Raw genomic sequence first — 15,244 nt, 5'->3', positions numbered from 1 at the left:
GTTTTTATGAGCGGTATTGCCGGTTACTTTCAAACAGAATTTGACGTTGAGAGAAACCATACTTTGTATGCAATTTACGAAAGCAAATTAACTAATATGCAAGATTCATTAATTACAAATTGCCACGAAAACAGTATAATTTACATGAAACATCACATCGGATTTACAGCCAGCAATTTTTCAGTCACACATAGAGATTCGATATCAGTTACCTATAAGAATCGAACAGCTTCTATCGTTTTTACAGGAAATATTTATAATTCAAATGAATTAAAATATAAATTATCATCCTATGATATTTCCGCTTATGAATTGTGCAACGAAGAACTTATTCTATATTTATATTTAGTTTTTGGCGAAGATATTTTCAAAGAAATAAATGGTGGTTTTTCATTTGCAATTTACGAAAACAACTCATTAATAATAGTAAGAGACCCTATTGGTATAAAGCCATTATTTTATCATTGTACAAATAATCATTTTATATTTGCTTCTCAACAAAAAAGTATATTTGCTTACGGCATAAAACCCGAACTAACAAATGAAAGCTGGTGTGAAATCATCGGACTTGGTCCTGCACGAACTCCCGGAAAAAGTTTATTTAAGAACATATTTGAAGTACTTCCCGGCAATTATATAAAAGTAACTTTTAACTCACAGGACATTATCAGTTACCAAACTCATTGCTATTGGGAATTAACCTATAATCATCACGCTGATCCTTATTTAGATACAGTTGACAAAGTTAATTATCTGATAAAAGACAGTATTAAAAAGCAATTAACTAAAGATACAACTATTTGTTCTCTTTTATCCGGCGGAATTGATTCAAGTCTTGTAACTTCTATTGCTAAATCTATGATGGATAAAGAAAACAGAGAATTGAAAACATACGCATTTGAATTTGAAGGCAATGAAATTTTCTTTAATGGGAACTCTTTTCAAAACTCATTAGACAGACCTTACGTAGAAATAATGAGAAAATACTTAAATTCTAATCATAAATATCTAACCTGTGACAGTTCAGGGCAAATTAAATATTTAAAAGAAACTGTTGATATGAGGGATGCTCCATGTATGGCAGATATTGAATCTTCTTTAATGTACTTTTGCAATGAAATATCAGAAACAAATAACATAGCTTTAACAGGAGAATGTGCTGATGAAGTATTTGGTGGTTACCCATGGTTTCATCGCGATGAAATGTTAAACTCAAATTCTTTCCCGTGGTCTAAAGATTTGTCCGTAAGAACATCTCTTTTTAATGACAGTTTCATTCAATCTCTTAATTTAAAAGAATACGTTGACGACGCTTATAAAACTTCTCTAAGCAAATGCCCTGAAAGTGATTGCAGCAACGAGAAAGATAAACGTCGTTTTGAAATTGGATATCTGACTATAAACTGGTTCATGATGACTTTAGTTAACAGAATGGAACGTTGTAGTGTTTTCACAGGGCTTGATGCAAGAGTTCCTTTTGCCGACTATAGATTAGTATCCTATGTTTTCAGTATTCCATGGGAATACAAATGTAAAGACGGAAGTGTTAAACATTTATTAAAAGAATGCGGAAAAGATTATCTTCCACCTGAAATCATAAACAGAAAAAAATCTCCATATCCCAAAACTTACAATCCTGAATACGAGAAAATGATTGGTAAACTTCTTCTAGAAGAATTTGATAATAACTATGCACTTAATTTTATTGTAGATAAAAATAAGGTAATTAATTACATCAACTCATCTAAAGATTATGGCAAGCCATGGTACGGTCAGCTTATGGCTGGTCCACAAATGTTAGCATATATTCTTCAAATCAGTTATTGGTTAAAGAAATATAGTTAAATTAAATTTAAGTAAAAAACTCCAAAAGACAGTTGATTATTATATATTCTCAAAATTTAAAAGATTATTTTTTATCAGCCTTGTCTGCCGGAGTTTTTTCTTATGGTTGCCTTATTTTAAGGCCTTATGTTTCCTGATTCACTCCATGCCACACTCAAACTGTTGTTTTCATTTTAAACTTCTGCATTAGCAGTTCCATTCTATGCAACATAAACAACTTGTGTTTGTGGGATTACAGAAAAAATTAGCAGCAATGACATAATTATCGCTGATATTCTTTTCTTTAATTTTTGGTTAGACTTTCCCCTTATCATGTCTGTTTGCCTCCTTGTTTCTCTCCGTCCCTTTCAATATATCTTAACATTATAATCAAAAACATTTTTACTCAACTGTTTTTTAATCTTTGTTAGATTTGTATATATTTAACCAAGTTTTTTAAACAAACATAACTTTTTTTTTGAAATTCTCCATATACTTTATCTGAATTTTTAACATTTCAAGTTGCTATAAAAACGATTTTATAAACATATAAAATTTATATATCTATACAAATGTGTTTAAAAAAACGGCATAGCCGTTTATACGTCTATGCCGTTAAAATTATTTTTATATTTTACTTTAACATCTATTTACAAATTAATATTAATTATATGATGGCTCATTATCAATTGGTAAATTTGGAAAATCAACAACAATGTTTGCACCTGTAACTGTAATAGTTGCTGATGTTGCTAATTCTTTATCAGATTCATTATCAAATGCCTTAATTACATATGTTCCATTAGGTACGCACTTGAATTCATATTTTCCATCATCATATGAACTTACGTAATCATATCCAATAGGTTCATCTGTTTTATCTGCTTTGTAAATTCTTACATAAGCTCTCTTATTAAGCTTAGCACCATTTCTGTCTGTAAGTGTACCATTAATCGTTGCTCTTGTTGGAGCTGTATATGATAATACTGTATCAGCGCCTAAGCTTACATACTTAGCAAGAGTAATCTGTTCTCCATAACTTTCAATATATACAGAATAGTTACCTGCCGGGAGACATACCTTTGATGTAAGAATCTTCTTTTCATAATCAGTTGTTTCATCAGCAGATACTGCACTGAAAGTTTCATTTAAATCATGATTGTAAAACATTAATTCATCTGTGCTACTGTCATAATTATAAAGAACTGTAGTAACAGAAACTGCCGGAGTAACTACAACTGTAAGTGTTCCTATAGCTGTAAGTGTAGGATTTTCTATATCTGTAAACTGTACTCTAAGAGTATATGTTCCTGCTTCAACTTTTCCTGATCTACCATTAACATATACTCTACTTGATGTTGTTGTATATTTGTTTCCGTTTTCATCTGTATTTTCACTATCCAAATAAAATAAATCATTGTATGTGTCTAAAAGAGTAGCACGGTATTCTCCGCTTCCACCTTCAACATTAATGTATGATCCAATATATTCATGCGGATAAATTAATGCATTAGCCTGATCACCAATAGTCTTGTTTTCAGCAACAACCTTATTCTTGTCACCAATAAGGAAATTTACTTTTGAACTTGCTGTTCTACCAAGTTCGTCTGTACCTGTAAAGTTTACAACCTGATTTTCTGCTACAGCTGCAACCTTACCCTTAATGTTGTTTGTGTACTTTTCAATTGCTAAGCCTGCTGGAAGATTTCCTGATGCAACTGAAACTGTTTCATATCCAACAAGATTTTTGAAACCAACACCTGTATTAATTTCGTCTCCTACAACACCTGAAACAAGTTGTCTATATTCATATCCGTCTGCAAGAGCCTGTAACTCAACAGCGTTTTTCCCCTTTAATGATGGTACTGAAACCTGTACAAATTCTCCCATTTCAACTGAATTCTTTGTAAATATAGTGTAGTTTAAATTGTCGTTTGTAAATACTTTTTCAACTTCAAGTTCTCTGTTGTATGTACCTTCTGCACGAACTTTGCTCTTAACTACAAAGCTATCTTTTGTAAGTGCAATTGGTGTATCTAATACAACCTTATATGAGTCTACATAATAGTTATTTCTTGGATTGTTTAACTGTACATCTTTAATTCCATTCCATACAGCAACTGTACATGTAGCTTTCTTCTTGCTACCATCAAGAGCTGTAACAGTAACCTTAGCTGTTCCTTCGCCTACTGCACTAACAACACCCTTATTTGAAACCTTAACTACTTTTTCATTTGATGATGTCCACTTTACTGCCTTGTATGATTTCTTAGGAGCATTTACCTTAGCGCTTAACTTTTCTGAAGCACCAACTGCAAGGTCAAGATTCTTCTTGTTAAGTGTTACTTTCTTAACTGCATTCTTTACAACCTTAACTTTAATGCTTGCTGTTTTCTTTTTGTTCTTTACTGATACAACCTTAATTGTTGTTGTACCAACCTTTTTACCCTTTACAATACCTTTCTTAGATACTGTAGCAACTTTTGCATTGCTTGACTTATAAGTCACTTTCTTGAATGCTTTCTTCTTTGCTTTAACTGTTACAGTAAGTTTAATTGACTTACCCCTTGCAACTGTCGCAATTTTCTTTGTACCTGCAGGTGAAACGACTTTAACGCTTTTAACTGCATTTGTCGCCTTTGCTTTCTTCTTAGCAGCGCTTGCAGGTGTAACATTTGTTGAGAATACTAAAACAACTGCTAAAGCCAATGCTAACAAAGACTTGAATGTTGATTTTCTTTTCATTGAAAATTCCTCCTTCTCTTGTTTTTCATAACTGAATCTCAGTCTTTGTATATTATAGCACGTTGTACCACAATTTTCTTACAAAAATTTTTTTAAATTTCATTAACTGGAAATTTCGTACATTAATAGAATAAAAACAGTTTTATTATTTGTATATTTAGCAATAATCACTAAAGTAATATTTTAATTTATTTAGTAAATTCTTGTTTTTTTCAATTTTTGACCTGATTTTTATATATTTTGCTTAATTAATAAAAGTAAACATGAATATTTATTTCGTAAAAATAATATATATGATAAGATTTATAAAATTAATCTGTATTTTTTTAGTTGTCTATTTACATTTTCCCTAATATAAAACTTATCACTTCAGCGAAAGGAGATTTATATGGCGATAACTTTAACTTGTGTATCACTAATTTTGTTTTTATGTATAATAGCCGATAAATTTTCAGGCAAATTTGGTATGCCTACGCTTATTCTTTTTATGGGCATAGGTATGATTTTTGGAAGCGATGGAATATTTAAAATAGCCTTCTCTAACTATGAATTTGCCGAAAAAATCTGCATGCTTGCCCTATGTTTCATTATGTTTTATGGAGGTTTCAATACAAAATGGGCTACCGCTAAAACTGTAGCTTTAAAAGCCATTTTATTATCAACTATTGGAGTTATAATCACCGCCACAATCACAGGTTTATTCTGCTATTTTGTTCTTAATTTTACTTTTGTAGAAAGTTTCCTGATTGGTTCAGTTCTTTCCTCAACTGATGCAGCAAGTGTTTTTTCTATATTAAGAAAGAAAAAGTTAAATTTAAAAAATGGAACTGCATCTCTCCTTGAAATCGAAAGCGGAAGCAACGACCCTGTATCATATATGCTTACAATCATAGGAATATCTTTGGTTAATTCTAAATCATTATCTACAATACCTTTAATGATTTTTTCACAGATATTCTTTGGCTTATTAATAGGTGTAAGTTTCGCATTTATTGGATTATTTATAATAAAAAAGACAACAATAATAAGTAATGGATTAGACACAATATTTATGATTGCTTTAATATTAGCTTCATTTGGTATTTCTCTCTATATAAATGGAAACGCATTATTAAGCGTATATTTATTAGGTATAATACTTGGTAACACAAAAATTAAAAATAAAGATATACTTATTCCATTTTTTGATGGAATTACCGGTCTGGCTCAAATTTTAATTTTCTTTTTACTTGGATTACTTGCATTTCCACACAAACTTCCTGATATAGCTATGCCTTCACTTTGCATTGTTGCTATACTCACTTTAATTGCAAGACCAATAGCTGTATTTGCATTGCTGATACCATTCAAATGTAGTATTAAGCAATGCCTATTAACATCATGGTCGGGACTTCGCGGTGCTGCTTCTATTGTTTTTTCGATTATGGTTGTTGCCGGGAACCCTGATATCTCTTTAGATATATTTCATATTGTTTTTATGGTTGCTTTATTTTCAGTTTCAATTCAAGGAACTCTTATTCCTAAGATAGCAAATAAATTAAATATGATAGATAATAACGAAGATGTTCGAAAAACATTTAATGATTATAAGGAGGATTCTTCTATTACCTTAATGAGAATGTACATACCTAAAGGTCATAATTGGGAAAATAAATTAATTAGTGATGTAAGTATGCCCACTAATTCTTTAGCTCTTATGATTAAACGCAATGGAACAACTATAATTCCTAAAGGTGATACTATGATTTTAGCGAAAGATACATTAATACTTAGTGTTCCTTCATACGAACCATCAGGGCAGGAGAATCTAAAAGAAATCAAGATACAAAGCACAAATAAATGGTGTAACAAAACAATTCAGGAATTAAATTTACCAGAAAATGTTCTTATTGCTTTAATTAAACGAGGCGAAGATAATTTAATACCCGATGGGAATACATTAATAAAAGAAAATGATTCTGTTGTGTTATATAAATAGGAATTTAAAGTCCATTATTAAAAAAGTACCGCAATCCCTTTGATTACGGCACTTTCAAGTGTTTTATTTAATTGTTTGATTAGAACTTGCCAGCGTTAGCTGCTTCCTCAACAGAAACTGCTACAGCTACTGTAGCACCTACCATTGGGTTATTACCCATTCCGATAAGACCCATCATTTCAACGTGAGCTGGAACTGATGAAGAACCCGCGAACTGAGCGTCTGAATGCATACGTCCTAATGTATCTGTCATACCATATGAAGCTGGACCAGCAGCCATGTTATCTGGATGAAGTGTACGTCCTGTACCACCACCTGATGCTACTGAGAAATACTTCTTACCCTGTTCGATACATTCTTTCTTATATGTACCTGCAACAGGATGCTGGAATCTAGTTGGGTTTGTTGAGTTACCTGTAATAGATACACCAACGTTTTCGTGATGCATAATTGCAACACCTTCCTGTACATCGTCAGCACCGTAACATTTAACAGTTGCACGAAGTCCATCTGAGTAAGCTTTTTCGTAAACAATGTTTAACTTAGCTTCTTTATAATCGTATTTTGTTTCAACGAATGTGAAACCGTTAATTCTTGAGATAATCTGAGCTGCATCTTTTCCAAGACCATTTAAGATAACTCTTAAAGGTTTCTTACGAACCTTGTTAGCTTTTTCAGCGATACCGATAGCACCTTCAGCAGCTGCGAATGATTCGTGACCTGCAAGGAATGCGAAACATTCTGTTTCTTCTTCAAGTAACATCTTTCCTAAGTTACCATGTCCAAGACCTACTTTTCTGTGGTCGGCAACAGAACCAGGAATACAGAAAGCCTGAAGACCTTCACCGATTGCTGCAGCAGCATCAGCAGCTCTTCTACATCCTTTCTTAATAGCAATAGCTGCACCTACTGTGTAAGCCCAGCATGCATTTTCAAAACAAATTGGCTGAATCTTTTTAACCTGTTCGTAAACATCTAATCCAGCGTCCTTTGTAATCTTTTCAGCTTCTTCGATAGAAGCGATTCCATAACTATTTAAAACAGAATTAATCTGATCAATTCTTCTTTCATATGATTCAAATAATGCCATTGTTGTTACCTCCTATTCCTTTCTTGGATCGATAATCTTAACAGCGTCATCAACACGTCCATACTGACCCTTTGATTTTTCCCAAGCTGTTGTAGGATCATCACCTTTTTTAATAAAGTCTGTCATCTTTCCAAGATTTACAAACTGGTAACCAATAACTTCATTATCAGCATCAAGAGCGATACCTGTTACATAACCTTCAGCCATTTCAAGGTATCTAACACCTTTAGCCTTTGTTGCGTACATTGTACCAACCTGTGAACGAAGACCTTTACCTAAATCTTCAAGTCCGGCACCAACTACAAGACCATCATCTGAGAAAGCACTCTGTGTTCTACCATATACAATCTGTAAGAATAATTCTCTCATTGCTGTATTGATAGCATCACAAACTAAGTCAGTGTTTAAAGCTTCAAGAATTGTCTTTCCCTGAAGAATTTCAGCTGCCATAGCTGCTGAATGTGTCATACCTGAACATCCGATTGTTTCTACTAATGCTTCTTCAATGATACCTTCTTTAACATTTAAAGTAAGCTTACATGCTCCCTGCTGAGGTGCACACCAGCCTACACCATGTGTAAAGCCTGAAATATCTTCGATTTTTTTTGAATGAACCCATTTTCCTTCTTCTGGAATTGGAGCTGGTTCATGCTTTGCACCCTTAGCTACAGGGCACATCATTTCAACTTCTTTTGAATAAATCATTTGAATAAATACTCCTTTCGAAATATAACCTAGGGAACTATCCCCATATTTTTAGCATAAAACAAGTACTGCTACCCATCTTATACTATGTATTATTTGTGAGCGTTTAGTCTGCCCACACCTTTGTTTATTTTCTCATAAAAATACAAAATAGTCTATAGTTTTACAAAATCTTTCAAAAAAAATTGTAACTGCAGGTGTTGTTGTAAGTATAACTATTGTTTGATGAGATATTTCAAGATATCCTACATTAAGTGTACTTGTTACGAGAAATGTTAATGAAAGTCAAATGAAAGACCCCTCTTCAATGATTTTTTCATGATATCACTCCTTCAATTTTTATATACAAAATGTATATATTCCTATTTTTTTGCTAATTATGGAACACGCTTTCCACATTGTGTAGCTATTTTGTAAACAAAAATTATATTTTGTTCATTTTTTATTCAAATATTGTTTTCATTTCATTAATAAACAATCTTCCTGCCTTTGAAATATATTTTCCTTTTTTAAATGCTACACACATTTTTCTGCTTGTACTTTTTTTTGTTCCCACTTTGTAATATATAGGATGATTTGCATAATTATTAAATTTAATTGCACTTTCAGCAACAAAAGTCACACCCATTCCAGCCACTGCCATTGCAAATCCTGTTGTTGACTGCTGAATTTCCATTATTTCCTCCGGGCTAATTGAATATTCGTCAAACAATTTGTTTACAATCTTTCTAACTCTTTGGTCTTCATTTAATAATATAAATCTTTCATCTTTAAATTCAGACATATCAACTTCTTTTATAGCTTCATCATTCAGTTTTCCTGCAATTATAGTCTCAGGACTAACCTGATAATCTTTCAACTTTTCATTTATGACATTTTCCCTTGGTACCGCTATAACAATTCTTTCTTCAAATATATCTTCTTTTTCAAATAAACTATCATCTATATCACTGTCAGAAAGGAAAATATCAACCGTACCGTCTAAACATTTTCTTTGAATATCCGGAGTTTTTCCTTCTATTATCTGAAAGTTAATTCCGGGATATTTTTTACTATATTCTGTTAACGCATATGGCAAATAACTCAACGAAAAACATGCAGTACTGCCTAATACAATCGTTCCGGTTTTAAGTTCATTTAAATCCGATATTTCTTTTTCAAAACGTTCTTTAGCTTCTATAACTGAACCCGCATACTCTAAATATGATTTGCCAAATTCTGTAAGTTCAATAGGTGATATACTTCTGTCAAATAAAAGTATTCCCCACTTTTTTTCTAATTTATTGATATATGAACTTAAAGCCGGTTGCGAAATTCCAAGTTTCTTTGACGCTTTAGAAAAGCTTTTTTCTTTCGCCACTTCTTTAACATAATAAAATCCTGTATTCTTCATCTTTTTTCTCCATCCTATTGAATATTAAATTATATTTTATCACTAATACGTCAAATCTGTCGAGTATCCTTTGTAGATTCATTAGGTGCATATAAAAGCAGATGGCATCATTGACACCATCTGCTTTAAAATTCAAATTAATTATTTGATTACTTATTTTGCTGTAATATATCCCTGTGCTGTAAGAAGTTCTGCTGAAAGAACTGCTCCGCCTGCTGCGCCTCTTAAAGTATTGTGAGATAATCCTACAAATTTATAATCATATACTGTATCTTCTCTTAATCTACCTACTGAGATTCCCATACCATTTTCAAAGTTTACATCTAATGAGACCTGTGGTCTGTTATCTTCTTCTAAGTACTGAATAAACTGCTTTGGAGCACTTGGAAGTTCAAGTTCCTGTGGAAGTCCACTAAAGTTTCTTAATTTTTCAATTAACTGTTCCTTTGTAGGTTTCTTAGCAAATTTAACAAATACTGCTGCTGTATGTCCATCAAGAACCGGTACTCTGATACACTGAGTTGTTATTACAGGAGTTGTTGCCTTTTTAATAACACCATCTTCAACTTTTCCCCAAAGTCTAAGTGGTTCCTGTTCTGATTTTTCTTCTTCACCACCAATAAATGGAATGATATTTCCTACCATTTCAGGCCAATCCTTAAATGTTTTTCCTGCGCCCGAAATTGCCTGATATGTTGTAGCTACTACTTCTGTAGGTTCAAATTCTTTCCAAGCTGTAAGAACAGGTGCATAACTCTGTATTGAGCAGTTAGGTTTAACTGCAACAAACCCTCTCTTTGTACCAAGTCTTTCTTTCTGATATTTAATAACTTCATAATGTTCAGGATTAATTTCAGGAACAACCATTGGTACATCAGGTGTCCATCTATGTGCACTATTATTTGAAACTACAGGTGTTTCTGTTTTAGCGTAAGCTTCCTCTATAGCCTTAATTTCATCCTTTGACATATCAACTGCACTAAATACAAAGTCAACTGTTGAAGCTACTGCTTCTACTTCATTTACATTGTGTACAATCATGTTCTTAACTTTTTCAGGCATAGGTGTTGTCATTTTCCATCTATCGCCTACAGCTTCTTCATAAGTCTTTCCTGCTGAACGTGGGCTTGCAGCTAATGTTGTAACTTCATACCAAGGATGATCTGCAAGTAATGTGATAAATCTCTGTCCTACCATTCCTGTTGCGCCTAAAACGCCAACCTTCAATTTCTTTTCCATATGACCTCTCCATTTTTTTATTTTTGGTGATTAATCCACCCATATATTATGAACAATCAGATGTATTTTTTATTTAGTATAAATCTGACCAATCATCATCACTGTTAGAATCTACATCTGTAGAATTACTCTTGTTACTATTATCATTTAATACATCATCTGAAGAATCATTTTTTGTATCATTTGATGAACCATCTTTATCTCCATCAAAGAATATATCTTCAGCTGAATTATTTCCATTACCATTGTTATTAATCTTTGCTGTTTCCTGTTCAGTAGTTGTTTCTTTCTCTTTATCAGTATTTTTTGTGATAACTTCAGTCGTTGTAACTTTCTTGTTATTGCTTTCACTTTCTTTTAAAGAATTAAATCCAACTATTCCTGCTAACGCAATTACTATTACTATTACGCAAACAAGTACTATACTACTTCTTTTTTTCATATTGTCATTTCTCCTACAATTATATGTCTTGTTTCTCAATTAAGTCAGATGCCGATTATGGGAAACTTTTTTATAGCAAATGAATTTTGCTCATTTTTCCTAATATCAGATTATTTTTCTATGGAAACAGTTGTTTCTTCCACAGTCAATGTTTCTTCGTTAAGAAGCGATTCATCTTCTAACTGTTTTTGTCTTTCTTCTAACTTTTTCCGGTATTCTTCATCATATTTTTGTACTGATGTTTTATATGTATCGCTCATACAATATATTTCTACCTGCATAATTCCATAGCATAAAAGTATAACAACTAAAATACCTATAAACCCTGAAACAGGATTATGTTTTCTAAATACCGGAATGTTATCTATATATTTAAAATCTGACAAAAATAATGCCGGACTTAATACTGCAACGAGAATAAATACATATTTAAATATCTCTAAAACAACATCTAGTGGTTCAAATTTAAGTGATGTAAATTCTCCATATAAACTAAATAACACATATGAAATAACTAATACATAATATAACAATGCCGGAATCATCTTATAAGACTTTCCTGAGCGGAATCCAAACAATTTGACATTGTCATATTTCTGTGGATTTTCAAGTCTGTTACGTTTATTATCATACTTTTTATAAATGTCCCTGTTATTCGCTGTTCTGTATGGTTTATATTTTTTTGTCATTGACTCTCCTAACAATCATTAAATCTGATTAAATATTAATGCCAACAAAAATATTAACAATTAACTTTTAAGATGTCAAAAAGTTCTTCTTTCCGACAATACGGTTATTATAACCACTTTACAATGAAATGTAAATAATTAGTTCACGTATTTAAGATTTAATCTAATAATTAATTGACAACAATTTTATCATTTTGTATTATATATAGGTGTGACACGCTTCTGTGGCTCAGTTGGTAGAGCGACGCACTCGTAATGCGTAGGCCACGGGTTCGAATCCCGTCAGGAGCTGATTAAAAGGCTATTAGATTTACTATTATCTAATAGCCTTTATAAGTTTCATTTATAATTTTTTTATTAACTCTTTACCCATATCGGTTATATCACCTAATACGTCTCCATAATTTGTTACGCCCTCTAAACGACTGTCATTTCTTCCTGAAATATCAGATTCCGTAAGACCTTTTTTAACTCTTGACTGTTTATTGTCCTTTTGAATCAAATTACTAATCTTATAGTTCGTTTCGGTTTCATGATTATGTCTTGCATCACTATTTCTATAACGCATAAAGTTAATAATGTAAAATGCTATACCTGCTAATAAAACAATCCAACTAAAGTCACTATCATCTGCATTCATATTCCATAGTGCAAATATTACAAAACTAATTATTTCAACGATAAATGATACTAACAATAACCTAGAAATATCAATCGGTACACTTCCCATGGTTTCTCCGGTTCTACCGTTTACAGCTACATAATGTAACCTTTCTTTTTCATTTTTCTTTTCGAGATAACTATATAACCATACCGGCAAATATGAAGCATTCCAGTTTATACCATTATTTTCATAATTTTCTACATCCCAGCGTACGCCTCTGTTGTATTTCTTCGTTGTTGTCTTAGCTGCAATTCGTGATATATCATGAATCTGTTTTGTAGCCAGTGGTTCTATATCTTTCACGTTCATATCTCTCTTTTCAGATGTATACCCTCTTAGATAATTAGAATCAAATTTAACACAATTTTCTGTATCAAATGGCATAATTGAATTAACAATATTGTTAGTCTGTATAGACGAAGCGTTGTCTATTCGTTCTCTGCTTGCTTCAATTGTAAGTCCATTTATTGCTATATCAAATTCTCTTTCTATGTCATATCCCTGAGCATCATAATATGTAACGGAATCTTTAGAATCCTTTTTGTACTGTTTTACTTCTTTTTCAGCTTCTCCTGAAAGTTCAACATGTTCATTTGCATCAACAATCATATAAGGGAAATATACACCCATAACATTTTCTATTGAAAATTCGTTTTTAAACTGCTTATTTGCAAAAAACTTTCTTTTACCGACAAAGTTTTCTATAGATGATTTTGCCTCGTCTTTTGTTATTCTAAAAGGTAAAACAACATCCGGTACTGCTCCATTTGCCACTTTGCTGTTAACTGAAAGTGTATTACGACACCAATGACATCTTGCCTGTGTTGTTTCTCTTGTATCTATAACAACTTCTGCTCCACAACTTGAACACTTTAAGGTAACTATATCTTCACCTGCAGTAATATCCTCTGCTCCTTTGTTTACATGTTCTCCCTCTAGTTTTCCTGCATCCGTAACGATTTCTTCTGATTTTTCAGGTTCAAATTCATATCTACAATAATTACATCTTAATTTTCCTGTTTTAGGATTTTGCGATATGTCAGTTGAGCCACATTTTTCACATTTTATCTGTCCGTTTTCCGACATAAGACCCTCCATCTTTCACAAATTCATATAAATTAAAGTCCTAAAAGTTTTGCTTTTAATGCATCAAATTCCTCCTGCGAAATAATTCCTGCATCTAAAAGTTCTTTTGTTTTTTTTAATTTTTCATATGGATCTTCCTGTGCTGGCTGACCTGCATTCTGTCCCATATTCATATTCTGCTGTCCAAACTGATTATTCATCATTCCGCCAACTGCATTCATTCCCATTCCCATAAATGCCATACCGGATGCTCCACCATTTGGATTTTCACCTGCTGCCTGAAATCCTCTTGCTACAGCCTGATTCATAAATGACGCTCCTCTGTTTCCTGATAATGCGTCAGCTTTTTTCACGTCGCTAATTAACGCTTTAGTATCTTCGTCATATTCAATTGTCTGAATTGCGACCTTAACAATTTCCAATCCTCTGTCACTTTTCCACTGATATGCTTCTTCTACTACCTCAGACAATGATTTTGCAAAGCCAAGCTGGTCAGACTGAATCTTAGTTATTCTGTTACCTCGCTCCGGGTCATTTGTATATTTGGAAAATGCTGCTGAAAGACTTCCAACAACTTCATTAAATAACTGTTCTCCTGCAGGATTATCCATATCTGCAAAGTCAAATACTTCGTTATTAGGCAATAAATATGTAGCAGGCACAAAGTTCTTTACAAATAATATTGGGTCTACAATCTTCATTGTATATGTTCCTCTGGTCATTGCTCCTACCTGAGTTCCCAAATATGCATCATCCCAATATATTTCTGACTGTGTTCCAAATCTGTTATTTGGAATTTCTTTCATATTAACATAAACAGCCAACTGCTGTGCTGATGGTTCACCACCAAATTTAAATCTTTCCCAGGACTGTTTTACTACTGATTCAATTATAGAATCCCCTGCGAAAAATGACTTTGCGTTAACATCATCAGACTTAAAAAGATATTCTCCCGGCTCACATATACAAGCTGTAATTGCACCATCCTGTAATGTTATAAGTGCAGTTCCTTCAGGCACTATTACCTTTGAGCCATTAGAAATGATTCCTACTGAACCTTTTGTATTTGATCCTCTTCCTCTGTTCGTTTCTGATAGAACAGCCTTATATATAACTGCTCCTGCTCCTAAATTTGTCGGTGGTGTAAAATAATCTAACCACTGATCTGCAAATGTTCCACCTACTGCATCAATTGCTCCTTTAATAAAACCCATTTTTCCGTTCCTTTCATGTAATTATTTTGTATCTTTGTTTATCCATCTCATCCCGTTATTTAAAATATATCATTTTATTTTATATTTATATTCATTCTACAGAAAAAATAAAACCCAATACAATTATATTCTTTTATATCATTTGTAACCTTAAAAGTCAATTTTGTTACTTTAC

The 15,244-nt window shown here is 32.4% G+C and carries 11 protein-coding genes and 1 tRNA gene; 3 read left to right on the top strand and 9 right to left on the bottom strand.

The window, feature by feature from the left end:
- Positions 1 to 6: 6 nt before the first annotated feature.
- A complete protein-coding gene (gene asnB / locus DWX29_RS01885) occupies positions 7 to 1,845 on the top strand; it encodes an asparagine synthase (glutamine-hydrolyzing) (RefSeq protein WP_118565050.1) in 1,839 nt (612 codons plus the stop codon).
- 642 nt (positions 1,846 to 2,487) lie between these two features.
- Here the strand turns inward: asnB and DWX29_RS01880 are convergent.
- Entirely contained in the window at positions 2,488 to 4,569 is a 2,082-nt protein-coding gene (locus DWX29_RS01880) for an Ig-like domain-containing protein (protein WP_118565049.1), read from the bottom strand.
- Between the two features lie 388 nt (positions 4,570 to 4,957).
- On the opposite strand from DWX29_RS01880, the gene DWX29_RS01875 reads away from it, so the two are divergent.
- Complete coding sequence (locus tag DWX29_RS01875; RefSeq protein ID WP_118565048.1) at positions 4,958 to 6,547, top strand: potassium/proton antiporter; 1,590 nt, start codon at positions 4,958 to 4,960, stop codon at positions 6,545 to 6,547.
- A 79-nt stretch (positions 6,548 to 6,626) separates the two neighbouring features.
- Here DWX29_RS01875 and DWX29_RS01870 read toward each other — a convergent pair whose 3' ends face one another.
- The 6 genes from DWX29_RS01870 to DWX29_RS01845 form a co-directional block, all read right to left on the bottom strand.
- Positions 6,627 to 7,637 (bottom strand): GGGtGRT protein, encoded by a 1,011-nt coding sequence (locus DWX29_RS01870; protein WP_117909274.1) that lies wholly within the window; start codon positions 7,635 to 7,637, stop codon positions 6,627 to 6,629.
- Positions 7,638 to 7,649: 12 nt separating this feature from the next.
- Positions 7,650 to 8,342, bottom strand: coding sequence for an iron-sulfur cluster assembly scaffold protein (locus DWX29_RS01865; protein WP_117909272.1), 693 nt, complete (start codon positions 8,340 to 8,342; stop codon positions 7,650 to 7,652).
- A gap of 442 nt (positions 8,343 to 8,784) precedes the next feature.
- Positions 8,785 to 9,735: a LysR family transcriptional regulator gene (locus tag DWX29_RS01860; RefSeq protein WP_118565047.1), complete on the bottom strand. Its 951-nt coding sequence runs from the start codon at positions 9,733 to 9,735 to the stop codon at positions 8,785 to 8,787.
- 153 nt (positions 9,736 to 9,888) lie between these two features.
- Complete coding sequence (asd, locus tag DWX29_RS01855; RefSeq protein ID WP_118565046.1) at positions 9,889 to 10,974, bottom strand: aspartate-semialdehyde dehydrogenase; 1,086 nt, start codon at positions 10,972 to 10,974, stop codon at positions 9,889 to 9,891.
- A 73-nt stretch (positions 10,975 to 11,047) separates the two neighbouring features.
- Positions 11,048 to 11,416 carry a hypothetical protein gene (locus tag DWX29_RS01850; protein ID WP_118565045.1) on the bottom strand — a complete coding sequence of 123 codons (369 nt, stop codon included), beginning with the start codon at positions 11,414 to 11,416 and terminating at the stop codon, positions 11,048 to 11,050.
- A gap of 110 nt (positions 11,417 to 11,526) precedes the next feature.
- Positions 11,527 to 12,105 carry a hypothetical protein gene (locus tag DWX29_RS01845; protein WP_022087938.1) on the bottom strand — a complete coding sequence of 193 codons (579 nt, stop codon included), beginning with the start codon at positions 12,103 to 12,105 and terminating at the stop codon, positions 11,527 to 11,529.
- A gap of 218 nt (positions 12,106 to 12,323) precedes the next feature.
- Between DWX29_RS01845 and DWX29_RS01840 the strand changes: the two genes are divergently transcribed.
- Positions 12,324 to 12,396: transfer RNA gene (locus tag DWX29_RS01840), tRNA-Thr, on the top strand.
- Between the two features lie 52 nt (positions 12,397 to 12,448).
- Here DWX29_RS01840 and DWX29_RS01835 read toward each other — a convergent pair.
- Together DWX29_RS01835 and DWX29_RS01830 are read right to left on the bottom strand one after the other, a co-directional pair.
- Positions 12,449 to 13,855 (bottom strand): TFIIB-type zinc ribbon-containing protein, encoded by a 1,407-nt coding sequence (locus DWX29_RS01835; RefSeq protein ID WP_118565044.1) that lies wholly within the window; start codon positions 13,853 to 13,855, stop codon positions 12,449 to 12,451.
- 32 nt (positions 13,856 to 13,887) lie between these two features.
- Positions 13,888 to 15,069, bottom strand: coding sequence for an SPFH domain-containing protein (locus tag DWX29_RS01830; protein WP_117909268.1), 1,182 nt, complete (start codon positions 15,067 to 15,069; stop codon positions 13,888 to 13,890).
- Positions 15,070 to 15,244: the final 175 nt, after the last annotated feature.

Source organism: Eubacterium sp. AF19-12LB (assembly GCF_003479125.1).
In the GTDB taxonomy this organism is placed as follows: domain Bacteria; phylum Bacillota; class Clostridia; order Lachnospirales; family Lachnospiraceae; genus Eubacterium_U; species Eubacterium_U album.
This window is presented reverse-complemented; position numbering and strand designations above follow the sequence as displayed.